A 24,354-nucleotide genomic window follows, 5' to 3' on the forward strand; every position below is an offset into this window, starting at 1 on the left:
TCACACCAGAGTATTCATCTCGGGATTCATGTCAAGTCGAGTCCGAGACGAGCGGAGGGACGACCGTCAAGCCGCCGCCGCCGGTCGTAGGCTGGCCGCATGCATGGTGAGTACAAGGTCCCGGGCGGAAAACTGGTCGTCGTCGACCTCGAGGTGCGGGAGGGGCGTATCGCCGATTTCCGCCTCGCCGGCGACTTCTTCCTCGAGCCGGACGACGCCCTCGAGGCCATCGACCGGGCCGTGAACGGACTGCCGTCCGGCGCCGACTCCGCCGCGATCGTGCAGGCGATCAAGGCCGGCCTGCCCGAGGGGACGACCATGCTCGGGGTGACCGCCGAGGGCATCGCGGTCGCGATCCGCCGAAGCCTCAGCCACGCCACCGACTGGCGCGACTACCAGTGGGAGATCATCCACGACGGCCCGGTCTCGCCGAACGTCCACCTCGCCCTCGACGAGGTCCTCACGGCCGAGGTCGGAGCCGGTCGCCGCGGCCCGACTCTCCGCTTCTGGGAGTGGAACGAGCCCGCCGTCGTCATCGGCAGCTTCCAGTCGCTGAAGAACGAGGTCGACCCCGACAACGCCGAGAAGTACGGGTTCCAGGTCGTCCGACGCATCTCGGGCGGCGGGGCGATGTTCATGGACGCCGAGTCGATCGTCACCTACTCGCTCTACGCGCCCGGCGACCTCGTGCAAGGCATGAGCTTCGCCGACTCGTACGCCTACCTCGACGAGTGGGTCATCACCGGGCTCAAGTCCATGGGCATCGACGCGTTCTACCAGCCCCTCAACGACATCACGAGCGCCAAGGGCAAGATCGGCGGGGCGGCGCAGAAGCGGCTCGGCAACGGCGCCCTGCTTCACCACGCGACCATGAGCTACGACATGGACGGCGACAAGATGGTGCAGGTGCTCCGCATCGGCCGCGAGAAGATGAGCGACAAGGGTACGACCAGCGCGGCCAAACGCGTCGACCCGCTGCGGTCGCAGACGGGCCTGCCCCGCGCCGAGGTCATCGAGCGGCTCAAGCAGACGTTCACCGGGCTCTACGGAGCGACGACGGGTCATGTGACGCCGGACGAACTCTCCAAAGCCGAAGAGCTGGTCCGCACCAAGTTCGCCACGCCCGAGTGGCTCGCGCGCGTGCCCTGAGCCTTCCGCTCACGATCACCGAGAGCGGGGGATGCACGCCCACCGCTCAGCGGCGGGTCAGCTCCTCGTACTCCTGGTGCTTCTCCACCCAGTTCGCCACGTACGAGCAGGCCGGAACGACGCGGAGATCCGTCGTCGCCTTGACGTCGTCGAGAGCCTCCTGCACGAGGATGCTCGCCAGACCCTTGCCCTGCTCGGACGGGTCGACCTCGGTGTGGGTGAACGCGATGTCGTGCCCGCTCACCTGGTAGACGGCGAACCCGACGGGGCGGCCGTCGTCGAGGATCGTGTACTGGTTCTGGCTCTTGTCATTGCGCACTTCGACGGACATGCCCAGCACCCTACGCCGCCTGGTCTCCGAGTGAGCTCGGGGCGACCACAATAGGGGGATGCCCGTCGACTGGACCCCAGCCTCCCCCGATCTGGTGGTCGAGGGCGACAATCTCGACGTCGTCGTCCAGCTTCCCGACGAAGCGTTCACGGTCATCTACCTCGACCCGCCGTTCAACACGGGCCGCAGTCAGACCCGGCACGAGACGCACTCCGTCCGTGGCACGCGCACCGGCGCCGTCGCCGGGTTCAAGGGCGTGCAGTACGAGCGGATCCGTGGCGACCTGATGAAGTACGACGACCGGTTCGACGACTACTGGTCGTTCCTCGAACCGCGCCTGGCCGAGGCCTGGAGGCTGCTCGCCGACGACGGCACGCTCTACCTGCACCTCGACTACCGCGAGGCGCACTACGCGAAGGTGTTGCTCGACGCCCTCTTCGGGCGTGCATCCTTCTTGAACGAGATCATCTGGGCCTACGACTACGGTGCGAAGAGCTCGAGGCACTGGCCGACGAAGCACGACACGATCCTCGTCTACGTGAAGAATCCCGCGCAGTACCACTTCGACTCGACCGCGGTCGATCGCGAACCGTACATGGCGCCTGGGCTCGTGACGCCCGAGAAAGCGGCCCGGGGCAAGCTGCCCACCGATGTCTGGTGGCACACGATCGTGTCGCCGACGGGGCGTGAGAAGACGGGGTATCCGACGCAGAAGCCCGAGGGGATCCTGCGCCGGATCGTGCAGGCGTCGAGCCGCGAGGGCGACTGGGTGCTCGACTTCTTCGCCGGCAGCGGTACCGCGGGGGCGGTGGCGGCTGCGCTCGGTCGGCGTTTCGTGCTCGTCGACGCCAACCCCGAGGCCGTCGCCGTGATGCGCACGCGTCTGCCCGCTGCGACGTTCCTGCGCCCCTGAGGGCCTTCTCTCAGGCCGACTTGAGCAGCTGCTTGAAGGCGCTGCCGTGGAAGACCAGGGGATCGATCTCGGAGTCGGTGAAGATGCCCGTGACCTCGAGCAGGATCAGGGTGTGGTCGCCGGCCGGGTACTCGGTGTAGGCCTTGGTCTCGAGCCAGACGGGCGAGCCGTGCACGAAGAGCGCGCCGCCCTCGCTCGTCTCGAGCTCGAGGTTCTCGAAACGGGTCGCCTTGTCTTTGGCCGCGATCTGACGGGCCGTCTGCCCGTGGGTCTCGCCCAGCACGGAGATGCCGATGCGCCCGGCCTTCTTCAGGGTCGGCCAGGTGGTCGACGTGTTCTGCACGGAGAACAGCACCAGCGGAGGCTCGGCCGAGACGCCGACGGTGAAGGACGAGGCGACGAGTCCTTCGCGGACGCCGTCGATCTCGGCAGCGAGAGCCACGACGCCGGAGGGGAAGTACGAGAACGTGGTCCGCAGGAGCTGCGAGTCGGGCGAGTAGGGCGTCAGAGCCATGGGATTTCCTCCGGAGTCGGGGTGTTCCGCCAATCGTGGCAGGTCAATGTTGCAACCAGATTGCGCCGTACGCCAGATGTCCTTGCGTTGCGTTACTTCGGCGGTCGACGACAGGTGTCGAACATGGGACCGGCCCGGTTCCGCCTGAGAGCAGGGGAACCGGGCCGGTGGCGTGGCGATGCGGGGTCAGTGGCGGGGGCCGCTGCCCCGGGTCTTCGACGAATCGGCCGACGGAGCGCCGCCGTCGGTCGACCCCACGGTGCCTGACGGCGAGGCGCCGCCGTCGACGGTGGGGATGCTGCCGGTGTCGGGTGCGATCGGCGAGCCCATCGCGTTGGCGGCCTCCTGAGCTGCGACTGCCGTGGCATCCGCCTTGTCCTGGAACGCGGCCTCGTCCATCGCCGAGCGGGTCCGCAGCGGAGCCGGGCGGAGGAAGAAGCTCAGGATGAAGGCGACCAGGACGACGGCGAGGGAGATCGTGAAGACGGTCACCGTGGCGTTCGCGAAGCCTTGCAGGAACGGTGCCTTCAAAGCGAGCGTGGCCTTGTTCAGGAACGACGTGTCGCCGTTCAAGGCACTCCCGAGCGCCGAGAAGTCGCCGGAGGACGCCTTCTTCAGAAGGCCCAGCAGTGTCGCGTTGTCCGGGTTCGACAGCACCGACGGATCGGCCAGGGCCTTCGCCTGAGCGGCGGCCAGCGTCTTGTCTTTGAAGGCGTCCGGGATGGTCGTGCCGAGGCGCGAGAACAGCACCGAGAACAGCACGGCCGTGCCCAGCGTTCCGCCGATCTGACGGAAGAACGTCGAGGACGACGTGGCCACGCCGATGTCGCGAGGGCCCACGGAGTTCTGAGACGCGAGCGTCAGGGTCTGCATGAGCTGGCCGAGGCCGAGGCCGACGAGGACCATGCCGATGGAGAGGAAGTACCAGGGCTTGTCGTACGAGACCTGCGTGAACCAGGCGAAGCCGAGGATCATGAAGCCCGTGCCGATGGGCGGGAACATCTTGTACTTGCCCGTGCGGGAGATGATCTGGCCCGAGACGATCGAGGAGATCATCAGGCCGAGGATCATCGGCAGCATCTGGAAGCCGGACTCGGTCGGCGTGGAGCCGTTGACGAGCTGCAGGTAGAGCGGCACGGTCAGCAGGGCGCCGAACATGCCGAAGCCGACCAGGACGCCGAGGAGTGTGGCCATCGAGAACGTGGCGCTGCGGAACAGCTTGAGGGGGATGAGCGCGGCGTCTTTCATCATGCGCTCGGTCATGATGAAGGCGATGATGCCCAGACCGCCGATGACGTAGCAGACGTAGGCGTTGAGCGAGCCCCACCCCCAGGTGCGACCCTGCTCGGCGACGAGCAGAAGCGGCGCGGCGGACACGATGACGAAGACCGCGCCCCACCAGTCGATCTTGATGTTCTCCTTGCGCTTCTGCCCGGGGATGTGGAGGAACGTGATGACCACGGCCAGCGCGATCGCGCCGATGGGCACGTTGAGGAGGAACACCCAGCGCCATCCGGTGATGAAGAGGATCTGGTCCGCACCGGCGAACAGGCCGCCGACCAACGGGCCGATGACGCTCGAGACGCCGAAGACGGCGAGGAAGTAGCCCTGGTACTTCGCCCGCTCCCGGGGAGCGAGGATGTCGCCCATGATCGTCAACGGCAGGGCCATGAGGCCACCGGCGCCGAGGCCCTGAAGGCCGCGGAAGGCGGCGAGCTCGTACATGGAGGTGGAGAAGGAGGCGGCGAGCGAGCCGACCAGGAAGATCACGATGGCGATGATGAACAGCGGGCGCCGACCGAAGAGGTCGGACAGCTTGCCGTAGATCGGGGTCGCGATGGTCGAGCAGATCAGGTAGGCGGTGGTCACCCAGGCCTGCTGGTCGAGACCGTGCAGGTCGTCGCCGATCGTGCGGATCGCCGTACCGACGATGGTCTGGTCGAGAGCCGACAGGAACATGCCCGCCATGAGGCCGAAGATGACGAACAGGATCTGCCTGTGGGTCATCAGCCCCTCTCGCTCGGCGGGGGCCGTCTCGGCGGCCGGTGCTACCCGTGTCATGTGTGTGTCTCTCTTGTCTGGGAGGACGCAAAGAACTTGCGTGTGACGCAAATTTACACGACTGCCAGGAGATTGGCCACGCGAGGCGAGGATCGGCCCGACGTCGGTCCAGGCAGGGGCCGGAGACGGATGCTACCGTCGAGCGTTCCTGTCCCGAGGCGAGTGGAGACGACCAGGATGCGCACAAGACTTCTCGGCGTCGCGGCCGCCGCTTTCGTGGTGACGGCCCTGATGGCGGGATGCACGTCTCAAGGCTCGACCCGTGCATCCTCGCCCGCCCCGTCGTCGTCCGCCGCGGCCTCGACCCAGGCGCCCGCCGCGACCTCCGTCAGCCCGGCCGCGGGATCGCTCGTGGCCGGCGAGAAGGCGACGATCGAAGGCGCCGACCTGACCGGCGTCACCCGCGTCACGTTCGGCGACCAGGAGGCCACCGACGTCACGGTCGTGAGCCCCACGCAGGTCACCCTCGTCGTGCCGCACGCCGTGAACTACCAGCCGGGTTCCGCCGCGGTCACCGCCTACAAGGGCACGGTCGCGGTCGCCGCCACCAAGCCGCTGACCTACACCTGGGCCGTGCAGACCGGCGTCGACAAAGAGATGCAGTACGCCTTCGCCCACTGGAACACCACGACCTACAACCCCGCCTACTACGACTTCAACGCCGTCGGCGGCGACTGCCAGAACTTCGTGAGCCAGTCGCTCCTCGCCCGCGGCCTCGCCACGACTGCCGGCTGGTTCTACACGTCGCAGTCGAGCCACAGCGAGTCGTGGGGCTACGCGCCGTCGTTCAACTCGTACCTGGCGGCGAACCCGAAGCTCGGCTTCACGAAGCTGACGAGCGACCAGCGCTCGCAGCTCTCGGTCGGCGACCTGGCCTACTTCGACTGGAACCACAACGGCGTCCCCGACCACACCATGATCGTGTCGGGCGTCTCGACCGTGAACGGCGTCACGAAGGTCACGCTCGTCGGGCACAACCTCGACAGCGACTACCGCGACCTCGACACCGCGATCACCGTTGACCACCCCGGCGCCACGGTGTGGTTCTGGAAGGTGCCGGCGAGCCTGTAGCTCCTGGCGTCGGGCACATCCGCCCGGCGTGAACCTGCTGCCTAGGCGCGGTGTTCGTGCCGGTGGGATGTGTTCGAGCGATCAGTCGAGGTCGAGGCGAGCCGGACGCAGCAGCACCGGCGCCAGCAGCGTGAGCCCGAGCACGAGGGCGGCCGCGGCTCCGACGACGCCGAGCCAGACGATGCCGGTGCCGGCCGCAGCGGCACTGCCGGCTCCCGCCGCGCCGGGGCGAGCCAGCAGCGTCAGCACCACGAACGCGACGATCTGCGCCGCCACCTGCACGGCGACGTAGCGGACGAGCGGTCGGCGCAGCACCCGCAGCTGCACTCGAGCGCCGCCGGGTAGCCAGCCGGCCAGGGAGCCGAGGGCGTGGAGCAGGTGCGTTCCCGCCAGCAGCAGCGCGAAGCGTCCCGTGTACCCGGTCGGCGATGTCAGGACCAGCGCCATGGCGAGCTGCACCACGAGCATCACCGCGAACGGGGCCCGGGGGAGCAGGGTCGCGCCGATGGTGAGGAGCAGGGCCACGACCAGCCACCCGCTGAGCCCGATCACGAGCCAGGAGGTCGCGAGGCCGACCAGGAGGGTGGCGAGGCCGAGGGTCCGTGCCGGGATCGTCGGGCCGACGGCCGGGAATCCGGGGATGCGCGATCCGTTCATCGTCGCCTCCGAGGTCTGCTGAGCATCCGGAGCTGGACCGCCGGCACCGGGTCGCCGGGGAGCGGCTGCCAGCGGACCGGCTCGACGCCGGCCGCGGTCATGCCGTCGATGCGGTCGTTCCGTTCGAGCATGACGAGGCGGAAGGCGGTCTGCTCCTCACGGGTCGCGTGCTTCACCTCGGGCTGCGGCAGGACGTCGATCGCGACCACGCGATGCCCGGTGGACGCCCAGGTGATCGCCATCGTCGCGGCGAGGTCGTCGAGGAAGGTGGAGACGACCACGACGACGGCCGAGGACGGGACGACCGGCGTGCGGACCGACTTGACCGGGTCACCGGTCGGCGCGGCGGTGGCGATGGTCGACCGCAGACGGTCGAGGTGCCGGGTGCCGCCGCCCGGCTCGACGGAACGGGCCGTGCCGGCGAGGTCGCGGAAGCCGACCCGGTCGCCGGCGTCGATGTAGGCCGAGGCGAGCGAGAGCGCCGCCTCGCGGGCGAGGTCGAGCGAGGTCGCGGTGGGGGTGCCGCCCTCGGTGCCGGTCCAGCTTGTGACGTCGCTGCCGAGCTCGTCGCGGTCGTCGACGACGAGCATGACCAAGGCGTCCGCCGTCGAGAACGAGCGGCGCACGTAGAGGTCGCCGGGGAGCTGGGCGCGCCGGGCGGTGACCTTCCAGTCGATCCGTCGGAGGCGGTCGCCGGGTGCGAAGAGCGCGACGTCGCGGAACTCGCCGCCGTCGCCGGGCGTCGCCGAACCGTGGGCGCCGGTGATGCCGACCACGCGCAGCGGCATCGGCAGGTTCTCGATGCGCAGCCGAGGCGGCGGGATCAGCCGGGTGCTCTCGGGGCCGTCGTCGGGACTGCTGAGCGCGATGCCCGCTCCGGCGAGCAGCGAGTAGTGCAGGCGGAGGATCTCCTGCGGGCCGGAGTGCGCGACGGGGATCCGGCCGGAGAGGCTGGGCGCGCCCGGCGCCCGGTCCGTGCCCGCCGCGGTCCGGCGGTCGACGGCGACCCGGTGCACGGAGTGGTCGGCGGCGAACATCATCAGCGACACGGCCTCGACCTCGGGCGGGGCGTCGATGGTCACGCGGTAGCGGACGCCGGTGGCGTCCTGATCGGGGTCGAGCACCGTGCGCACGGACACGGGAGCAAAACGGTTCGGGCGGCGGTCGTAGCCGAGGGCGACCGCGAAGAACAGGGGTGCGGCGACGAGGGCGAGTTCGGCGCGACCGAGCACCAGGGCCAGGCCGGCGAGCAGGACGGCGGCGGCGGCGCCGTACGCGATGCCCGGGGTCACCGACCAGCGCGGCACGACGGACGTGGCGTCGGAGCGGGGACCGGGATCGGGCTGTGCCGGATCGGACGGAGGCACCGTGCCTCCCCCGTCTCGGCTCTGGGCTGGGGTCATCGAGCCGAGCGCGCCTCGCTGGCGGCCGGAGCACTGCTGCCTGCGCCGCTGCCGGCACTGCTGCCTGCCCCGCTGCCCACGGCGGGCGGGCCGGGGACGCGGGCGACGATCCCGGCGATCACGGCGGCCGCGTCCACCCCGTTCGCCCACGCCTGCGGGGTCAGTGAGATGCGGTGGGCGAGCACGGGGATCGCGGCGGCCTTGACGTCTTCGGGAGTGACGAAGTCGCGGCCGTCCATGACCGCGCGGGCCCGGCCGACGAGCATGAGGCCCTGGGCTCCGCGGGGGGAGGCGCCGACCTGCACGTCGCGGGCCTCTCGGGTGGCCGTGACGAGGTCGACGCAGTACAGGGCGATGTCGGGGTCGACGTGGACGCTCTCGACGGTGGCCTGCATCTCGAGCAGCTGCGCGGCGGTGACGACGGCCTCGACCGTCGCGACGTCCTTCCGGCGGCTCACCCGGTTGAGCAGCACCTGCTGCTCGCCCTCGCGGGTCGGGTAGCCGACGGCGAGACGCACCATGAAGCGGTCGAGCTGGGCCTCGGGCAGGGCGTACGTGCCCTCGTACTCGATCGGGTTCGACGTGGCGATGACGTGGAACGGCTTCGGCAGCGGGAAGCTCTGCCCCTCGACGGTCACCTGTCCCTCCGCCATGGCCTCGAGAAGCGCCGACTGCGTCTTCGGCGAGGTGCGGTTGATCTCGTCGGCGAGGAACAGGCCGGTGAAGACGGGGCCCGGCCGGAACACGAACTCGGTGGTGGCCGGGGCGTAGAGGAACGAGCCGGTGATGTCGGCGGGCAGCAGGTCGGGCGTGCATTGGAGGCGGCGGAAGTCGAGGCCGCTCGCCTCGGCGAGGGTGCGGGCGGCCAGCGTCTTGCCGAGGCCCGGGACGTCTTCGAAGAGCACGTGACCGCCGGCGAGGATGCTCGCCAGGGCCAGTTCGAGGGGTCCGCGCATCCCCACGACCAGGTGTCCGACCTGATCGAGGATGGCGGTGCTGAGCCGGGCCACCTCGTCGATGGTCAGCGGGGCTCCGGGTGCCGTCGGGGCCGCGGGTGCTGTTGGGGCTCCGGGTGTCGTCGGGGCTGCTGCCGGTGCCGGTGCTGTCTGCTCGGGTGCTGCGTCGGTCACGGGTGCCTCTCGGTCGGTGGGGTGGTCTGCTGCCGTCGCGGCTTCTGCGCTTGCGCTTGGGGCCTCTGCGGTTGCGCTTGCGGCGGCTGCTGCTGCGGCTGCTGCTTCGGGTCTCGCGTCGTCGGGGCGGTGCCGAGGTTCTCGAGGGCGCCGAGGATGCGGGTGAAGGTGGTCAGGTCGGTGTTCGTACCGCGGTTCGACAGGAGCATCTTGACGACGGCCGGGGCCAGGACCTGCTCGATGGCCGGACGGTCTGCGGGGTCGAACAGGTCGAGCCCGTAGAGGAACAGCAGGCGGTGCCGGGCGGCCTCGCGGGCCCGAGCGACTGTCTTCTCGTGGACTCCGCCGCGGGTCTTCATCGACCAGCCGAGCTGCTGCACGTCGCGTCGCGAGCCGGGGGAGCGGCTGGTGTCGGCGGCCGGCCAGAGGATCGGCTCGCCCTCCTGCACGGCCAGCCAGGTCAGACCGACGCTGGCGACCGCCACGGCCACCAGCACCGAGCCGGGGATGTCGAGGCCGAAGAACCAGACGACTCCACCGACGATCGCGGAGAGCACGAGGAGGAGGATCGAGAGGCGACGCAGGGGTTTGCGGAACAGACGGCGGGGGGCCGGGCCGTACGGCGAACGGGGGATGCTCACGGCGCCACCTCGCTGTCGTGCTGCGCCCAGTCGTCGGCGAGCTTCTGCACGGCGGCACGGGCGCGCGCCACGTCGTCCGCAGTGGCCGTGGCATCGCCGAACCGGACGGCGAGGTACAACCGTCGCAGCACGTCGAGCGACTCGCCGTCGACGGGCAGGAGGGCGAGGATGCGCGTGGTGAACTCCGTGGGAGTCTCCGCACTCAGCCGCTGATGCCCGGCGTCCTCCGCAGCCTCCTGCAGACCCAGCCAAGCCTCGACGATCGCGTCGGTCGGGGCGCGCTCGCCGTCCATCAGGTCGAGGGCGCGGCGGAGCCCGCGGCGCAGGTAGGGCGCACTGGTCTCGATGCTGGGCTCGTCGGGGGCGAGGTCGAGGTCGAGCGGGATCTCCTCGAGCTCGGCCGCGACGGCCCGGTCGCGCCGACGGACCCGCTGGCGGAGGGCGCGGACGACGAAGAAGACGATGGCCGCGGCCACGAGCGAGCCCACGACGATAGCCAGCCAGGTGAGGTTCGGCGGGGCGCCGGTCGGCTTGGCGGCGGGAGGCGATGTGAGGGGCGCGGGCGTGTTCGTCACCGGCTGCGGGGTGGGGGTGCGGGTCGGCAGCGTGCCGCTCGGGCTCCAGCGCGGCCCCGTGAACACCAGCGGCCCGACGGTGGCCGCACCCACGACGACCAGGAGGACGAGGATGCCCGTGCCGACGAGTGTCGTCGGGAACCCGCGTGTCCCCGCTGCACCTCGAGCCATGGTCAAACGGTACCCCTTCCCGCCGAGTGTCCAATTCCTGTCCTCCTAAGCGACTGTGGCGACCGATCGTGGAGTCTCACCTGTTCTCCCCAGCCGTCGATCGAGAAAGGGCACTCCACAGATAGCGGGTCCCGTCGATGTCAGGTCTCCTTCTCGACGAGCGTGGGGTCATGAAGCCTCGCCAGTTACCCCCGCACCTGCGAGGTCGCCCGTTCAGCGTCGAGGAGGCCCTCGCCGCCGGTGAGACCCCCGGGCGACTACGGTCGCGTGATCTGGCTACGCCGTATCACGGAGCAAGGGCACCTGCCGAAGCGCGGACGACGCTCGAGCGATGTAGAGCCTTTGCCCCTCTCCTCCGCGAGGGCCAGGCGCTCAGCCATTCCACGGCGGCGGAGTTGTGGGAACTGCCTGTTCCGCCGGGCCCGCGCCAGGCTGCCACCATCCACGTGACCGCGACCCTCGGTCGGGAGCCTCGACGGCCGGGGATCATCGGCCATCGCGAGAAGAACTTGCCGATCACAATCGCGCACGGCCTTCCGATCGTCGAGCCCATCCACGCTTTCATCCAGTGCGCCGCGCTGCTTCCCCTGGACGATCTCGTCGCGATGGGCGATGCGTTGGTGGGCCGGTGGTCGTCCTTCGACGAGGCATGCCAGCAGCCTCGGGCTCGCGTGGAGGAGGCCGTTCGCGATTTCACGGGCGGGCGGGGAAGCCGACGGCTGAGTGCGGCCATGGCCCTCGTGAGAGTCGGCTGCTGGTCACCGCAGGAGACCGCGCTCCGTCTTCTCCTGCAACGCGCCGGACTCCCCGAGCCGGAATTGAATTCGGCATGCTGCGACGGCCTAGGACGATTTCTCGGCAGACCCGACATCGTCTATCGCTGGGCGCGCGTAGCTGTGGAGTACGAGGGCGACCATCACCGCACCGACGCCGATGTGTTTCAGCAGGACATCGAACGCCGAGAGCGGTTCGCCGACGCCGGCTGGCGCACCATCCGTGTGACGAAGGCCGATTTGTACAGTCGGCCGGAGGAGGTTGTCGCCCGGGTGAAGCGGGCCCTCGGGCGTCGAGTGTCCAACTAACGCCGTCTGGCAGGCACTAGCCGACAGGTCGTGGACACTCGTGAGGAGGGAACAGGGCAGAGGCAGCTAGGCGGCGACGCCCAAGCCGTCGAGAGCCTTCTCGAAGATGGTGAGGCCGCTCATGCCGGGGAGGCTCGCGATGTTCTTGTCGAGCTTCTCCATCTCTTTGCGGCCTTCGACGCCGCTCATGATCTGGCCGAAGACGAACTGCACGTCTTCGCGCTCCATGATGCTCGAACCGACGGGCGCCCAGAACTTCGACAGCAGCAGGCGGGTCAGCTTCTGTGCGCGCTTGCTCTTGCCGAGGCGCTCGCGGGCCTGCGAGACGTAGAAGGCCACGTGGCGGGTCTCCTGCTTGGCGATGCGTCGGAGCAGCTCGGCCAGCACGGGGTCGGTCTCGAGGTCGGCCATGCGCTTGTAGGCGCTCACGGCGGACCACTCGTTGGCGGCGCCCCACGACATGTGGACGGCGACGAAGTCGGCGCCGACGATCTTGCCGAGCATGGACTGCTTGATCGGGTCGAGCTTGTCGCGCCAGCCCAATTTCAGGCGGGATGCACGGAGCGCGTCGTAGTCGACCTTGATGCCGTGGACCTCGAGGATGGCGCCGAGCGCTTCGCCGTGCCAGAACTCCTCCCTGTTCCACATCGTCATGAAGGTCGAGATGTCGCCCTCTTTGTGCGAGGGCGTCGTGAGGAGATCGCGGGTGTAGCAGACGGTGTGGTACTCCACGTCGGCCATGTAGCGGAGCGTGCGAAGGGTTTCGGGCGAGAGGGGGTTCTCACGGAAGTGCTCGAGATCGAGGTCGTCCCAGCCCAGACGTTCAGAGGTCTCGGCGTACTTGTCGATGTCGAATGCCATTGTATGCAGGAAGGGGAATATGTGTCGCCGTGCGACTACTCCGTGCCTTCCACTCCCTTCGATTGTGCGGCCTTCAGCCGCGCCTGCTCCATGTACCGGGCGGTGAGCTCGTACGGCCCCCGTTTCCAGTCACGGATCCTCCACCTTCTTCGGAGCGCCTCTCGCGAGAGATTGGCGTCGGGGTTGATCGCGCTGGGGTGACCCAGCAACTCCAGCCAGACGAGATCCGCGTGACTATCACCGTATCCGTAGGAGGCTGAAAGATCGAGACCGTTCCGCTGTGCATACCGCTGGAGCCATGCAGCTCGTGCCTCGTCGACGAGCGGCGGCTGGTCGAGGTAGCCGGTGAAGACGCCGTCGCGCTGGTGCATCGTGCCGGCCACGACCTCGTCGAACAGCTCGGCCAACGGTGCCACGAGGGTGCCGATCGAACCGGTCACGAGCACGGTCCGGTGGCCGGCGGCGCGGTGCTCGGCGATGCGGGCCAGCGCCTCGGGCATCGTGTGCCGCAGCATGGTCTGGCCGAAACTGCGGGCCACGACCTCCTGCAGACGGGCCACGGGCATCCCTTCATACCGCCGGAGGAATGCACGGATGAACTCGCCCCGGTCTCGCTGCTCGGCGCGCAGGTAGCCGGGGAGCGAGGCGAGGAGGCTCGCGACCTCGGCGGGCCAGGCGGCCTTGCCGAATCCGGAGGACCGCACCCAGAGGTACTGCTCGACGATGTTCGAGTCGACGACGGTGCCCTCGAGATCGAACACGGCGACGACGTCCGAGCGGACGGGCAGAGCGGCGTCGGGCTTGGACGCCGAGGCGGCGCGCACGGTGAAGGCGCGCGTCATGGTCGTGATCGCCGGGATGTGGACGTTCTGGAAGTAGTCCTCCCAGTCGATGTCGGTGACGTCGAAGCCGATGTCGCCCGAGACCTCGGCGGGTGCCGATGCCACCAGTGCCGCCTGCAGGGCACGGGTGCGGGTGTCGTCGAAGATGATCTCGGACTGGATGTAGTGCCGGTAGAGGTCGGTGAGGCTCTGGAGGGATTCGAGGTCGGAGCGACGCTGGTCGACGGAGGCCAGGGCATCCCGCGTTCTCGTCGTCGACGGAAGGCGCATGAACACCGACTCGCGGGCGTCGTTGAGCCGGGCCTGGAGGCGCACGACCCGCTGGATCTTGCGCTCGCCGGGAAAACGCCAGGTCGGGGCCTGGATCGTGCCCTTGTCGGCGTCGGGCAGAGGATGCGCCGTGAAGAACATGCTGAGATTCGAGAACATCCGGTGGATCGGCAGCGGGTTGCCGGCCCCGGAGCTCGCATGGAAGTAGGCGGGGTCGGTGGGCGGCGAGGGGTTGGCGGCGACGAGCAGGATCACGTTCACGACGAAGTCGACGGGGATGACGTCGAGGACGCTGTCGGGGACGCCGGGGAATTCGGGGAGCATCCCCCGCCCGTAGGCCATGATCAGCGGGTCGGCGACCTTGAACCCGTCGATCCAGCCCGGGAAGGGGTGGCGCAGGGCGCTCTCGACGATCGCGGGGCGGACCACCGACAGACGGTGCCCGGCCGCCGCCCAGAGCTGCTCGGCGGCGCGCTCGGCGAAGGCCTTGGTGAGCGTGTAGACGTCGGTCCAGCCGAGGCTCTCGGCGCGCATCCGGCCGGCGTCCACCAGTTTCGCCTTCACCCACTCGCCTCGGGCGGTCTCGGCCTCGCGGGAGACCGCGAGCGGCCCCTCCTTGCCGTGTTTGGCGCGGGCCTCGGCGACGAAGCGGCGGAGGACCTCTGGCTGACGCGACGAGAGCTCGGCCCGGGCACGCGCCTCGCGCGCGGCGCCGAACTCGGCTCGCCAGTCGACGTCGTGCGTGAGCGAGGCCTCGGGGAAGAGCCCCTTGCGGAGGCCGCCGACGTAGGCGGTCGAGACGTGGACCACGTGCGGGTCGCCCCCGGAGGCGAGGAGGGCCTCGTACAGGCCGACGGCCCCGCCGACGTTCGTCTCGAACGCCTGGTCGATGGGCGGGTCGAACGAGACGCTCGACGCGCTGTGGATCACGACGTCGAGGTCGGCAGGCAGCGGCGGCACAGTGTCCAGCCCGCCGTCGAGCACCCGCAGCCGCTCGGTGACGGCCCGTTCGACCTCGTCGTCGCCGACCCGTTCGCGCCACGACTTGAACACGGGCTTGCGCAGCAGGTGACGCAGGCGATTCACGCCGGGCGTGCCGCTCTTGGGCCGGATCAGCAACCAGATCGTGGTGTCCGGGTGGTCGGCGAGCAGTCGCTCGAGGATCGCCTGCCCGACGAAACCGGTGCCGCCGGTCAGCAGCACACGGGCCGAGCCGAGGTCGTGGTTCGGAGACAGGGGGATGCTCGGGCCGGTCGGCCGGGAGGACGCGTCGCTCACGGCAGGAGCTTTCGAGCCGTGACCTGGCCGATGCGCCGGTCGAGGCCCGGCAGTGCCGCGACCTGCTCGCCGATGGCGTCGGCGGCGGCGGAGCCCTCGGGCCCGCCGAACACGTACGACTCGAAGAGGTCGCGGTCGGTCGCGGCCCGCTCCACGGCGCCGATCGGCCAGACGGCGGTCGCCAAGGCGGCCTTGGTCTGCCGCACGGCCCGGGCGGAGTCGCGCAGACGCCAGTCGGTCTCGTCGGCGAAGAACGCCTCGTGGCGCTTCTTGATGGTCTGCACCTTGGTGATCGTCTCCTGCAGCGCTTCGTTCGGGGTCGTGGCCCTGATCCGGTCGTATGCCGCTCGGAGAATCCATTCGTCGACGAGCCCGGTGACCATGTGCACGGCGACGATCGGGGCTCCGAGCCCGACTGCGATGATCGCACGGCGGATCGGTCCGCGGCGCTCGACGGCGTCCGAGACGCTGCGTCGGGGGTCGCCCTCCGGGATGGTCTTGGTGCGGTCGAGCCCATGCGCCTCGAGGACGGAGTCGAGGGCGTCGGCGATCCAGAACTTCTCGAAAGCCCAGGTCACGAGGAAGGCGGTGACTCGAGCGTCTTTGTGGGTGGCCGTGACGAGCAGGTTGCGCAGGTGCTCCATCGTGGCCGCCTCGAGGCGGGTCATGTAGCGCAGGATGCTCAGCGTGCGTTGGTCGAGAGGGTGCGTCTCGTACGCGGCCAGGTCGATCTCGCTGCGGAAGTTGCCCTGCGCGGTCCGGGTGAAGTCGCGGATGTCGAAGTGCGGGGAGCTCGACCGGAGGCCGTCGTTCAGAGGGTCGCCAGTAGTGGTCATGAAACGTTTGCCTCCGGAGCGGGTCTGAGCAGTGATCGATGCGCGAAGTTGCCCTCAGGCACCGTATCGTAAGCGGCATGGCTGTAGCGCTCGTGACCGGGGGCACGTCCGGCATCGGTGCCGAATTCGCCCGCCAGCTCGCACAACGTGGATACGACCTCGTTCTCGTCGCCCGAGACGAGGTCCGCTTGAGCACGGTGGCGGACGAGTTGCGGGCCCTCGGGCGTCAGGTGGAGACCTTTCCGGCCGACCTCTCGAACCGCGACGACGTCGATCGGGTCGCCGCTCGACTGGAAGACGAGAGCCGTCCCGTCGACCTCCTGGTGAACAATGCCGGTTTCGGCATGCACGTTCCGCTGACCCAATCCGATGTGGCCCCCCACGACCTCGGCTTCGAGGTCATGTGTCGCACGGTTCTGGTCCTCTCCGGCGCCGCCGCCCGGGCGATGCGCACACGGGGTCACGGCAGGATCGTGAACGTCTCGTCCATCGCGGGCATGCTCGCGATGGGCACGTACTCGTCGATCAAGGCGTGGGTGACGTCGTACTCCGAGGGCCTGTCGGTCGAACTGCAGGGGACGGGCGTCACGGTCACCGTCCTGCTGCCGGGGTGGGTGCGGACCGAGTTCCATCAGCGGGCCGGGATCCGCGCTTCGAGCATCCCAAACTCTCTCTGGCTCCAGCCCGAACAACTCGTGTCCGCAGCCTTGCGCGACGTCGACAGGGGCAAAGTGATCTCCATACCCACCATTCGGTACCAGGTGCTCGCCGGACTGCTCCGGCACGCGCCGAAGTCCGCCGTGCGCGCGGTGTCGGGGAAGATCTCGTCCAGCCGGAAGACGCCGGTGAATTCGTGATCGCCGACGACGAGAGGTCTGCAGAGGGCGACGCACCGGTCGGCGCCGACGCCGCCGAGCACGACTCCGTTCCCTCGACGCGTCTCCACGCCGTCGCCGACAGGGTGTCCGAGACCCGCGACCGGGTCGCCGACCGCGTCTCGGGAACGGCCGTCGACGTCCGCGACCGCTTCAACTCGAAGATGCACGCGTCCGCCCGCTTCGTGGCGCAGCGCTGGGTGATGAAGCCCACCGTCTGGTCCATCACCGACGTCACCGTCGTCGGACGCGAGAACCTCGAGGGCCTCGAGGGGGGCTTCATCCTCGTCGGCAACCACTCGAGCCACCTCGACGCCCCGCTCATCGTGGGCGCCCTGCCGCGCAAGCTGTCCCGGTACCTCGCGACCGGAGCCGCCGCCGACTACTTCTTCGACGTCTGGTGGCGACGGGGCCTCACCTCCCTCTTCTTCAACGCGTTCCCGATCCAGCGCGGCAAGCGCGGAGGCAAGGCCGAGAAGCGGGCGGAGGCGAAGGCTCGCCGCTCGCGGGGCGAGGATCCCGCCGTCAGCGCGGCCTCACTTCTGCAGCGCGGCTTCCCCGTGCTCGTGTTCCCCGAGGGCACGCGCTCGAAGGACGGCGAGATGGGCCCGTTCAAGCCCGGCGCGGCCCGCCTCGCCGGCGCCTGCAACGTGCCGATCGTCCCCCTCGCGCTCATCGGCGCCAACATCGCCCAGCCCCGCGGTTCGAGCTGGCCGCGGCCCGGGCGCCTTCCGGTCGGCGTGGCCTTCGGTGCCCCGATGCGGCCTCTCGAAGGCGAGAGCACGCTCAAGTTCTCCGAGCGCACCCGCGCCGAGGTCGTCCGCCTGAAAAACCAGTATTCGGCCGATATCCTTGGCCCTTCCACCCCGTCCAAAGGAGCCCGATCGTGACCGACCTCAAGGCAAAGGCCGGCGCGACCGACGCCGGCATCGACGTCAAGCACATGAAGTGGTGGGGCTGGGGCGTCGAAGGCGTCGCCTTCCACCACGAGGACAAGCCCGCCTTCGCCCCGTTCGTCAAGAAGGTGGTCGGCGTCGACCTCCATGGCGACGCCGTGGCGGTGGCCCCGTCGTTCGACGACCTCGACATCCCCGCCTCGCGTCTTCAGGCCCCCGTGCTGGCCGCCCTCTCGATGATCGTCGGCGAAGGCCACGTCGTGCTCGACGACATGTCGCGCGTCGTCCACACCTACGGCAAGAGCATCCGCGACCTGATCCGCATCCGCAATGGCGTGTTCCCCCGCGTGCCCGACGCCGTCGTCTACCCGGCGACCGAGTCGGAGGTCGCGAAGATCGTCGCGACCGCCCTCGAACACGACCTGGTCCTCATCCCCTTCGGCGGAGGCAGCAACATCGTCGGCGCTCTCGAGCCGCAGCCGCACGAGGAGCGCACGGTGGTCTCCCTCGACATGGGCCGCCTCGACCGGGTGCTCGACATCGACGAAGACTCGGGTCTCGCCGTCATCCAGGCCGGAGCCCAGGGCCCCGACATGGAGGAGCAGCTGAACGCCAAGGGCTGGACCATGGGCCACTTCCCGGACAGCTTCACCCACTCGACCCTCGGCGGCTGGGTCGCCACCCGCTCGTCGGGCATGCAGTCCGACAAGTTCGGCGACATCGCCGACATGACCCGGGGCCTGCGCATGGTTCGCCCCGACGGCGTCGTCGTCATCCGCGCCGTACCCTCGGCCTCCACGGGCCCGTCGCTCCGCGAGATGATCATCGGCTCGGAGGGGCGTCTCGGCATCATCACCGAGGTCACCGTCCAGGTGCACCGCATCCCCGAGAAGCGCGAGATCCTCGCCTATCTGTTCCCGTCGTGGGAGGCCGGTCTCAAGGCGATGCAGGCCATCGCCGAGAGCGACGCCACACCGTCGGTCACCCGCGTCTCGAACGAATTCGAGACCGAGATGTCGTTCGCGACCTCGAAAGAGAGCAAGGGCGCCTCGGCCCTCGTCATGAAGGGCCTCCAGCGCTTCCTCAAGGCCAAGGGCTGGAACCTCGAGAAGATGTGCCTGTCGTTCATCGGGTACGAGGGCACCGACGAGCACGTCGACCGCAACGAGAAGCTCGTCTCGAAGATCGTCAAGAAGCACGGCGGCATGGGCGTCGGCAAGGGCCCCGGCGTGCTCTACGACCAGAAGAAGTTCGACACCCCGTACCTGCGCGACTTCTTCCTCGACCACGGCGGCGCAGCCGACGTCTCCGAGACCGCTGCGCCCTGGTCGAAGCTGCTGCCGCTCTACCGCGAGGTCTACGCCTCGGCGAACCGCGCCTTCGACAAGATCGGCGTCAAGGGTCTCGTCATGGCGCACCTGTCGCACTCGTACCACTCGGGTGCCTGCCTCTACTTCACGTTCGCGTTCGAGCACGGCGAAGCGCCGCTCGAGCAGTACGACGTCGTGAAGAAGGCCATCCAGGACGCCTTCATCGTCTCCGGCGGCACCGTCTCGCACCACCACGGCGTCGGCGTCGAGCACTCCCCGTGGCTCGCCGACGACGTCTCGGTGCCGGGCCTCGCGCTGATGCAGGGGCTGCTCGATTCGGCCGACGCGGGTGCGAACTTCAACCCCGGCAAGATCACCGGCAAGTAGAGCCGCCCGTCGGGCCCGTGCATCCCCCGTTCACCATCGAGCGGGGGATGCCCGGGCCTTTGTCGTCCGAGGGCCCCGGTGTCTCGCACCTGACGGTTCGTTGCCCGGGGCTAATGTAACGACATGACCTCACTCGACGACACCTATCTCGCCTTCGCCGCCAAGCTCGACGGCCTCTCGGGAGACGACGACGCCTTCCTCGCGGAACTCCACCGCCAGGAGGCCGCCCTGCGCTTCGCCTCGTTCTCGCTGGAGGACGCCTGGACTCTCGGCCAGACGGCACGGGGCATCGCCGCCCGCCTGTCGCTGCCTGTGGCCGTGATCCTCTTCGTCGGCCACCAGCGCGCGTTCCACTCGAGCCTGCCAGGCGCCGCCCCGGAGAACGACGCCTGGGCCGGCCGCAAGATCAAGGCAGTCGAGCACGTTCTGCACTCGTCGCTCGCCATCGCCACGTCGAACGCGATCACCGGCGACTCGATCAACGACCGGCTGCCCGCGGCGGACTACGCGGCGGCCGGCGGGGCGTTCCCGTTGTTCGTGGAGTCGGGGATCCACATCGGCTCGCTCGGCGTCTCCGGGCTGCCGTCGATCCACGACCACGCGCTCGTCGTGACCGCGGTGGCCGACTTCCTCGGCCGGACGGACGCGCTGGAGCTCGGCTTGTAGCGACGGCGGCCCTCCGGTCCGGCTGCCACGCGCGCCCCGCCCGACCGCCCCGAGAACGCGCGATTTCACGGAGAACGCGCTATTCAAACGGCGCGTTCTCCGTGAAATCGTGCGTTCTCCGGCATGGCACCTTGGGGGGATGAGAATAGCTCGGGGCGCAGACCGCCGACGCGAACACTTCAGCGCACAAGAACTCGAGCTCGCGGCGATCCTGTTCGACTGGGATCCGATCGGGCTCACGGCCATGGGTGCGACCCACGTCGATGACGAGTACGACGACCTTGTGCGGCCCGTGCTTGCGGAACTCCGCCGAGGCGTGCATCACGACTCACTGGCGATGGAGCTCGTGTCGACGATTCGCCGCGACTACGGGCTCGAGCTTCGCACTCGTGACACGGCCGCTGTGGCCGTCCGCATCACCGACTGGTGGCGCGCGAGCCGTGAAGAGCCCCCGCACCCGGCCTGGACCCGTGCGCCGTGGCAGTGGTCGAACCGGATGCGGGGGCTCAGCGGCGGCGGAACGGCCGACGAGGCGGGCGCCGGAGCGACCGACTAGGCGCCGAGGGCGGCGTCGACGATCGTCTTCGCCTCCTCCTGCACACGCTTGAGGTGCTCGGGGCCCTCGAAGGACTCGGCGTAGATCTTGTAGACGTCTTCGGTGCCGGAGGGGCGCGCCGCGAACCAGGCCTTCTCGGTGACGACCTTCACGCCGCCGACCGCCGCGCCGTTGCCGGGAGCCTCGCTCAGCTTGGCGATGATCGGATCGCCCGCGAGCTCGGTCGCGGTGATGTCGTCGCCGCTCAGCTTGCCGAGACGGGCCTTCTGCTCTTTCGAGGCGGCGGCGTCGACGCGCTGGTAGACCGGGTCGCCGAACTTCTCGGTGAGCTCGGTGTAGAGCTGCGACGGGGTCTTGCCCGTGACGGCGAGGATCTCGCTGGCCAGGAGGGCGAGGATGATGCCGTCTTTGTCGGTGGTCCAGACGGTGCCGTCGGCTCGGAGGAAGCTGGCGCCGGCGCTCTCCTCGCCGCCGAACGCCACGCTGCCGTCGATCAGGCCGGGCACGAACCACTTGAAGCCGACGGGAACCTCCCACAGGCGGCGGCCGAGCGACTCGGCGACCTTGTCGATGATGCTCGACGACACGAGCGTCTTGCCGATGGCGGCGTCGGAACGCCACTCGGGGCGGTGCGTGTAGAGGTACTGGATCGCGACGGCCAGGTAGTGGTTGGGGTTCATCAGACCGCCGTCGGGCGTGACGATGCCGTGGCGGTCGGCGTCGGCGTCGTTACCGGTCGTGATGTCGAACTCGTCCTTGCGGGCGACGACGCTGGCCATGACCGACGCGCTGGACGGGTCCATGCGGATCTTCTCGTCCCAGTCGAGGGTCATGAAGCGCCAGGTCGGGTCGACCGACGGGTTCATGACGGTCAGATCGAGGTCGTAGGCGTCGCGGATCGCGGCCCAGTACTCGACGCTCGCACCGCCCAACGGGTCGGCGCCGATGCGGATGCCGGCCTTCTTGATGGCCTCGAAGTCGATGATCTTGGCGAGGTCGATCACGTAGCCGCGGAGGAAGTCGTGACGACCGGGGCTGACCATGCTCTTCTTCACCTCGGCGTTGCCGCCGGCGATGATCTCGTTGGCCCGGTTCGCGATCCAGGTGGTGGCGTCGCTGTCGGCCGGCCCGCCGTGCGGCGGGTTGTACTTGAAGCCGCCGTCGCGGGGCGGGTTGTGGCTCGGCGTGACGACGATGCCGTCGGCCTGGTCGGTGTTCTGCGGGTCGGCGTTGTAGGCGATGATCGCGTGGCTGACAACCGGGGTCGGCACGTAGCCGCCCTCGGCGTCGGCGAGCACGTGCACGCCGTTGCCGGCGAGGACCTCGAGAGCCGTGCGCTCGGCCGGGCCGGAGAGGATGTGCGTGTCGCGCCCGATGAACAGCGGGCCGGTGATGCCCTGGCCGGCCCGGTACTCGACGATGGCCTGCGTGATGGCGGCGATGTGCGCCTCGTTGAAGGCCGAGTCGAGCGACGACCCGCGGTGGCCGGACGTGCCGAACACGACCTTCTGCGCGGGATTCGTGACGTCGGGGATCAGGTCGTAGTAGGCGGCGCTGACGGCCTCGGGGTCGATGAGATCGGATGGTTCGGCGAGAGTGCCGGCGCGACTGGTCATGCAGCCATAGTGGCACCGACGCGGGGTGAGCGGGCGGGTTCTCCACAGGTCCCCGGGGAGGGGCACCGTGCATCCCCCGGCTGCCTTAGGCTCGGGGCCATGCCTGCGAACGACCAGCCCCCTGCCTACAGCTACCTCGGGCCGGCCGGCACGTTCACCGAGGCGGCGCTCAAGCAGGTGCCCGAGGCCGTCGGTGCGATCTGGCGCAGTGTCAACAACGTGGGCGAGGCGCTGGCCGACGTCGTCGCCGGCCGCAGCCTCGCGGCCATGATCGCCATCGAGAACAGCATCGACGGCGGTGTCAGCGCGACCCAAGACGCCCTGGCCAACGTGCCCGGGCTGCGCATCGTCGGCGAGTACCTCGTGCCCGTCAACTTCGTCCTCGTGGCGAGGCCCGGCACGAGACTGGGGGATGTCCGGGTCGTCAACGCGCACCCGGTCGCCTACGCGCAGACCCGGCTCTGGCTCGAGCAGGCGCTGCCCGACCACGGGCACCTGCCGGCGACCTCCAACGTCGCCGCCGCGGCCGCCCTCCTGCCCACCGGCGACGAGGTCGGCGTCCTGGCCGACGCGGCCATCGCGCCGCCCGGCATCACCGAGCACTACCCGCTCGAGGTCCTGGCAAACGACATCGGCGACAATCCCAACGCCGTCACCCGCTTCGTGCTGGTGGGGCGCACCTCGGCCGTGCCCCCGGCGACCGGCTCCGACAAGACTTCGATCATCGCCGAGCTGCCCGACGACCGTGCCGGTGGCCTGCTCGACATGCTCGAGCAGTTCGCGACCCGGGGCATCAACATGAGCCTCTTGCAGTCACGGCCCATCGGCGACGCCCTCGGCCGCTACCGCTTCGTGATCGACCTCGACGGGCACATCCTCGACGAGCGGGTCGCCGACGCGCTGCTCGGGCTCAAGCGCTTCAGCCCGCACGTGATCTTCCTGGGCTCGTACCCGCGCGCCGACCAGCAGCCGGTGACCGTCTCGCCGCGCTACGACAACGAGGCGTTCGTCGATGCGCGCGACTGGCTGCGGGCGCTGGTCGCGGGCGAAGACGAGTAAGGGCGGGCGGTGCATCCCCCGTTCGGCCTGTGATCGTCAGGTCGGCGGCTACGACCCGGGCCGGCTGCTAGGACCCGGGCGGCGGCTACGACTCGCGCGGCGGCTACGACCCGGCCGGCACCCGAACGCGCAACGCCAGCGGATCCACCCACGCCTTGATCGCCACGGCGAGGCCGTGCGAGTCGCCATCGAGCTCGAAGTCCTGCGGCGACTCCAGCCGCACCACGATCTCCGAGCCCTTCATGTAGCGGACCGTCTTGATCTCGGGCGTGTGGCGCATGATCCGGCGGCCGGTGCGGCTGCGGCGGAGCACGCCGTTCTCCCAGACGATCTTGAGCCAGATGCCGATCCAGTCGATCCGGTGCTCGGGCCGCAGCGCGACGATGTCGAAGATGCCGTCGTCGATCGCCGCGTCGGGCAGCAGCATGAGGTTTCCGGGCAGGAGGCCGCAGTTGCCGAGGATGATCGTGTGCGTCTTCATCGACTTCTTGCCGGTGCCGTCGAGGTCGTAGCGGATGGTCATGCCGTTCGCGTCCCGCAGCGAGCGGATGATGGCGTCGACGTAGGCGAGCCAGCCGACCCGCGCCTTGAGCTTGTCGTTGGTGTTCGCGAGCATCTTGGCGTCGAGCCCGAGGCCGGCCATGACCACGAACGTCTTGCGGTCGCGCGAGCCGTCTTCGTTCTCGATGTCGACGACGCCGAGGTCGATCTTGCGGTCGACGCCGCGGAAGGCCGTCTCGATGGCCGAGTCGAGGTGGTCGAGGTCCAACTTGAGGTTGCGGGCGAGCAGGTTGCCGGTGCCCGCGGGGACGAGGCCGAGAGCGGCGGTGGATCCGCGGAGGGCTTCGGCGACGTTCCGGACGGTGCCGTCGCCGCCGGCCGCGATCACGACGTCGGCTCCGGCCGCCAGAGCCTGCGCCGTGATCCCGCCGCCCGGGTCTTCGACGCTGGTCTCGTAGAACATCGTCTCGTTCCAGCCGGCGGAGAACTGGTGCTTCTTGACGGCCTTCTTCAGGTCTGCGAGGGAGACTTTCACCGGGTTGTAGACGACGGCCGCCGTCTGGGGGCGGCCGGAGCGCGAGTCGTCGGTGACCTTCTCGTCGCGACCGCCGACCGGTACTTCGGTGGTCTCGTCGGTCGGGTGCGAAGGCGTCATGCCCCAACCGTATTCGGTGTGCGCGACGCGTGTATGCCAGTCGTGTTA

At 69.4% G+C, this 24,354-nt stretch carries 23 protein-coding genes; 10 read left to right on the forward strand and 13 right to left on the reverse strand.

Translation table 11 applies throughout. The features are described 5' to 3' along the window. Window positions 1–99 precede the first annotated feature (99 nt). A complete protein-coding gene (locus ABEA39_RS12860) occupies window positions 100–1,149 on the forward strand; it encodes a lipoate--protein ligase family protein (RefSeq protein ID WP_345376304.1) in 1,050 nt (349 codons plus the stop codon). Window positions 1,150–1,195: 46 nt separating this feature from the next. Here the strand turns inward: ABEA39_RS12860 and ABEA39_RS12865 are convergent, their stop codons facing one another. Continuing rightward, window positions 1,196–1,480: a GNAT family N-acetyltransferase gene (locus ABEA39_RS12865; RefSeq protein WP_345376305.1), complete on the reverse strand. Its 285-nt coding sequence runs from the start codon at window positions 1,478–1,480 to the stop codon at window positions 1,196–1,198. A 58-nt stretch (window positions 1,481–1,538) separates the two neighbouring features. Between ABEA39_RS12865 and ABEA39_RS12870 the strand changes: the two genes are divergently transcribed. Further along, window positions 1,539–2,393 carry a DNA-methyltransferase gene (locus tag ABEA39_RS12870; RefSeq protein WP_345376306.1) on the forward strand — a complete coding sequence of 285 codons (855 nt, stop codon included), beginning with the start codon at window positions 1,539–1,541 and terminating at the stop codon, window positions 2,391–2,393. A 10-nt stretch (window positions 2,394–2,403) separates the two neighbouring features. Here the strand turns inward: ABEA39_RS12870 and ABEA39_RS12875 are convergent, their stop codons facing one another. Beyond that, the gene (locus tag ABEA39_RS12875; protein ID WP_345376307.1) at window positions 2,404–2,907 is read right to left on the reverse strand and encodes a flavin reductase family protein; all 504 of its coding nucleotides are present in this window, start codon (window positions 2,905–2,907) and stop codon (window positions 2,404–2,406) included. A gap of 186 nt (window positions 2,908–3,093) precedes the next feature. Next, window positions 3,094–4,968, reverse strand: coding sequence for an MDR family MFS transporter (locus tag ABEA39_RS12880; RefSeq protein ID WP_345376308.1), 1,875 nt, complete (start codon window positions 4,966–4,968; stop codon window positions 3,094–3,096). A 177-nt stretch (window positions 4,969–5,145) separates the two neighbouring features. Here ABEA39_RS12880 and ABEA39_RS12885 point away from each other — a divergent pair, with 177 nt between their 5' ends. Beyond that, on the forward strand, window positions 5,146–6,039 hold the full coding sequence (locus ABEA39_RS12885; RefSeq protein ID WP_345376309.1) for an amidase domain-containing protein: 894 nt from the start codon (window positions 5,146–5,148) through the stop codon (window positions 6,037–6,039). Between the two features lie 81 nt (window positions 6,040–6,120). Here the strand turns inward: ABEA39_RS12885 and ABEA39_RS12890 are convergent, their stop codons facing one another. The 5 genes from ABEA39_RS12890 to ABEA39_RS12910 all read right to left on the reverse strand — a co-directional run bounded on the left by ABEA39_RS12890 (window position 6,121) and on the right by ABEA39_RS12910 (window position 10,616). Continuing rightward, window positions 6,121–6,696, reverse strand: a complete 576-nt coding sequence (locus ABEA39_RS12890; protein ID WP_345376310.1) for a hypothetical protein — start codon at window positions 6,694–6,696, stop codon at window positions 6,121–6,123. Continuing rightward, window positions 6,693–8,099, reverse strand: coding sequence for a DUF58 domain-containing protein (locus ABEA39_RS12895; RefSeq protein ID WP_345376311.1), 1,407 nt, complete (start codon window positions 8,097–8,099; stop codon window positions 6,693–6,695). The genes ABEA39_RS12890 and ABEA39_RS12895 overlap by 4 nt, the downstream gene beginning before the upstream one ends. Beyond that, the gene (locus tag ABEA39_RS12900; protein ID WP_345376591.1) at window positions 8,096–9,124 is read right to left on the reverse strand and encodes an AAA family ATPase; all 1,029 of its coding nucleotides are present in this window, start codon (window positions 9,122–9,124) and stop codon (window positions 8,096–8,098) included. Before ABEA39_RS12900 ends, ABEA39_RS12895 begins: the two co-directional genes overlap by 4 nt. Before the next feature lie 101 nt (window positions 9,125–9,225). Then, window positions 9,226–9,870 carry a hypothetical protein gene (locus ABEA39_RS12905; RefSeq protein WP_345376312.1) on the reverse strand — a complete coding sequence of 215 codons (645 nt, stop codon included), beginning with the start codon at window positions 9,868–9,870 and terminating at the stop codon, window positions 9,226–9,228. Beyond that, window positions 9,867–10,616 carry a DUF4129 domain-containing protein gene (locus ABEA39_RS12910; protein ID WP_345376313.1) on the reverse strand — a complete coding sequence of 250 codons (750 nt, stop codon included), beginning with the start codon at window positions 10,614–10,616 and terminating at the stop codon, window positions 9,867–9,869. Before ABEA39_RS12910 ends, ABEA39_RS12905 begins: the two co-directional genes overlap by 4 nt. 170 nt (window positions 10,617–10,786) lie before the next feature. Here ABEA39_RS12910 and ABEA39_RS12915 point away from each other — a divergent pair, with 170 nt between their 5' ends. After that, entirely contained in the window at window positions 10,787–11,698 is a 912-nt protein-coding gene (locus tag ABEA39_RS12915) for an endonuclease domain-containing protein (RefSeq protein ID WP_345376314.1), read from the forward strand. 66 nt (window positions 11,699–11,764) lie between these two features. On the opposite strand, the gene ABEA39_RS12920 is transcribed toward ABEA39_RS12915, so the two are convergent. From ABEA39_RS12920 to ABEA39_RS12930, 3 genes are read right to left on the reverse strand one after another with little or no spacing between them, the layout of a single operon-like run. Beyond that, complete coding sequence (locus ABEA39_RS12920) at window positions 11,765–12,559, reverse strand: ferritin family protein (protein ID WP_345376315.1); 795 nt, start codon at window positions 12,557–12,559, stop codon at window positions 11,765–11,767. 35 nt (window positions 12,560–12,594) lie between these two features. Continuing rightward, complete coding sequence (locus ABEA39_RS12925) at window positions 12,595–14,949, reverse strand: HAD-IB family hydrolase (RefSeq protein WP_345376316.1); 2,355 nt, start codon at window positions 14,947–14,949, stop codon at window positions 12,595–12,597. Further along, the gene (locus ABEA39_RS12930; protein WP_345376317.1) at window positions 14,946–15,785 is read right to left on the reverse strand and encodes a hypothetical protein; all 840 of its coding nucleotides are present in this window, start codon (window positions 15,783–15,785) and stop codon (window positions 14,946–14,948) included. The genes ABEA39_RS12925 and ABEA39_RS12930 overlap by 4 nt, the downstream gene beginning before the upstream one ends. Window positions 15,786–15,862: 77 nt before the next feature. Between ABEA39_RS12930 and ABEA39_RS12935 the strand changes: the two genes are divergently transcribed. From ABEA39_RS12935 to ABEA39_RS12955, 5 genes are all read left to right on the forward strand, one after another. Continuing rightward, the gene (locus ABEA39_RS12935) at window positions 15,863–16,642 is read left to right on the forward strand and encodes an SDR family NAD(P)-dependent oxidoreductase (protein WP_345376318.1); all 780 of its coding nucleotides are present in this window, start codon (window positions 15,863–15,865) and stop codon (window positions 16,640–16,642) included. Next, entirely contained in the window at window positions 16,639–17,550 is a 912-nt protein-coding gene (locus ABEA39_RS12940) for a lysophospholipid acyltransferase family protein (protein WP_345376319.1), read from the forward strand. Before ABEA39_RS12935 ends, ABEA39_RS12940 begins: the two co-directional genes overlap by 4 nt. Then, window positions 17,547–19,253, forward strand: a complete 1,707-nt coding sequence (locus ABEA39_RS12945) for an FAD-binding oxidoreductase (RefSeq protein WP_345376320.1) — start codon at window positions 17,547–17,549, stop codon at window positions 19,251–19,253. The genes ABEA39_RS12940 and ABEA39_RS12945 overlap by 4 nt, the downstream gene beginning before the upstream one ends. A gap of 123 nt (window positions 19,254–19,376) precedes the next feature. Beyond that, window positions 19,377–19,919: a heme-binding protein gene (locus tag ABEA39_RS12950; protein ID WP_345376321.1), complete on the forward strand. Its 543-nt coding sequence runs from the start codon at window positions 19,377–19,379 to the stop codon at window positions 19,917–19,919. 139 nt (window positions 19,920–20,058) lie between these two features. Beyond that, window positions 20,059–20,475, forward strand: a complete 417-nt coding sequence (locus ABEA39_RS12955) for a hypothetical protein (protein ID WP_345376322.1) — start codon at window positions 20,059–20,061, stop codon at window positions 20,473–20,475. Here the strand turns inward: ABEA39_RS12955 and pgm are convergent. Then, window positions 20,472–22,091, reverse strand: coding sequence for a phosphoglucomutase (alpha-D-glucose-1,6-bisphosphate-dependent) (pgm, locus tag ABEA39_RS12960; RefSeq protein ID WP_345376323.1), 1,620 nt, complete (start codon window positions 22,089–22,091; stop codon window positions 20,472–20,474). The genes ABEA39_RS12955 and pgm overlap by 4 nt on opposite strands. Before the next feature lie 99 nt (window positions 22,092–22,190). On the opposite strand from pgm, the gene pheA reads away from it, so the two are divergent. Beyond that, window positions 22,191–23,150 carry a prephenate dehydratase gene (gene pheA, locus ABEA39_RS12965; protein WP_345376324.1) on the forward strand — a complete coding sequence of 320 codons (960 nt, stop codon included), beginning with the start codon at window positions 22,191–22,193 and terminating at the stop codon, window positions 23,148–23,150. Between the two features lie 103 nt (window positions 23,151–23,253). On the opposite strand, the gene ABEA39_RS12970 is transcribed toward pheA, so the two are convergent. Further along, window positions 23,254–24,306, reverse strand: a complete 1,053-nt coding sequence (locus ABEA39_RS12970) for a diacylglycerol/lipid kinase family protein (protein ID WP_345376325.1) — start codon at window positions 24,304–24,306, stop codon at window positions 23,254–23,256. Window positions 24,307–24,354 lie beyond the last annotated feature (48 nt).

This window comes from Frondihabitans cladoniiphilus, from assembly GCF_039544345.1.
GTDB lineage: Bacteria > Actinomycetota > Actinomycetes > Actinomycetales > Microbacteriaceae > Frondihabitans > Frondihabitans cladoniiphilus.

What these genes read in the sequence shown, in the direction of transcription:
- ABEA39_RS12860 (WP_345376304.1), top strand. Translation starts at nt 100, where the DNA reads ATGCATGGTGAGTACAAGGTCCCGGGCGGAAAACTGGTCGTCGTCGAC.
- ABEA39_RS12865 (WP_345376305.1), bottom strand. Translation starts at nt 1,480, where the DNA reads ATGTCCGTCGAAGTGCGCAATGACAAGAGCCAGAACCAGTACACGATC.
- ABEA39_RS12870 (WP_345376306.1), top strand. Translation starts at nt 1,539, where the DNA reads ATGCCCGTCGACTGGACCCCAGCCTCCCCCGATCTGGTGGTCGAGGGC.
- ABEA39_RS12875 (WP_345376307.1), bottom strand. Translation starts at nt 2,907, where the DNA reads ATGGCTCTGACGCCCTACTCGCCCGACTCGCAGCTCCTGCGGACCACG.
- ABEA39_RS12880 (WP_345376308.1), bottom strand. Translation starts at nt 4,968, where the DNA reads ATGACACGGGTAGCACCGGCCGCCGAGACGGCCCCCGCCGAGCGAGAG.
- ABEA39_RS12885 (WP_345376309.1), top strand. Translation starts at nt 5,146, where the DNA reads ATGCGCACAAGACTTCTCGGCGTCGCGGCCGCCGCTTTCGTGGTGACG.
- ABEA39_RS12890 (WP_345376310.1), bottom strand. Translation starts at nt 6,696, where the DNA reads ATGAACGGATCGCGCATCCCCGGATTCCCGGCCGTCGGCCCGACGATC.
- ABEA39_RS12895 (WP_345376311.1), bottom strand. Translation starts at nt 8,099, where the DNA reads ATGACCCCAGCCCAGAGCCGAGACGGGGGAGGCACGGTGCCTCCGTCC.
- ABEA39_RS12910 (WP_345376313.1), bottom strand. Translation starts at nt 10,616, where the DNA reads ATGGCTCGAGGTGCAGCGGGGACACGCGGGTTCCCGACGACACTCGTC.
- ABEA39_RS12915 (WP_345376314.1), top strand. Translation starts at nt 10,787, where the DNA reads ATGAAGCCTCGCCAGTTACCCCCGCACCTGCGAGGTCGCCCGTTCAGC.
- ABEA39_RS12920 (WP_345376315.1), bottom strand. Translation starts at nt 12,559, where the DNA reads ATGGCATTCGACATCGACAAGTACGCCGAGACCTCTGAACGTCTGGGC.
- ABEA39_RS12930 (WP_345376317.1), bottom strand. Translation starts at nt 15,785, where the DNA reads ATGACCACTACTGGCGACCCTCTGAACGACGGCCTCCGGTCGAGCTCC.
- ABEA39_RS12935 (WP_345376318.1), top strand. Translation starts at nt 15,863, where the DNA reads ATGGCTGTAGCGCTCGTGACCGGGGGCACGTCCGGCATCGGTGCCGAA.
- ABEA39_RS12950 (WP_345376321.1), top strand. Translation starts at nt 19,377, where the DNA reads ATGACCTCACTCGACGACACCTATCTCGCCTTCGCCGCCAAGCTCGAC.
- ABEA39_RS12955 (WP_345376322.1), top strand. Translation starts at nt 20,059, where the DNA reads ATGAGAATAGCTCGGGGCGCAGACCGCCGACGCGAACACTTCAGCGCA.
- pgm (WP_345376323.1), bottom strand. Translation starts at nt 22,091, where the DNA reads ATGACCAGTCGCGCCGGCACTCTCGCCGAACCATCCGATCTCATCGAC.
- pheA (WP_345376324.1), top strand. Translation starts at nt 22,191, where the DNA reads ATGCCTGCGAACGACCAGCCCCCTGCCTACAGCTACCTCGGGCCGGCC.
- ABEA39_RS12970 (WP_345376325.1), bottom strand. Translation starts at nt 24,306, where the DNA reads ATGACGCCTTCGCACCCGACCGACGAGACCACCGAAGTACCGGTCGGC.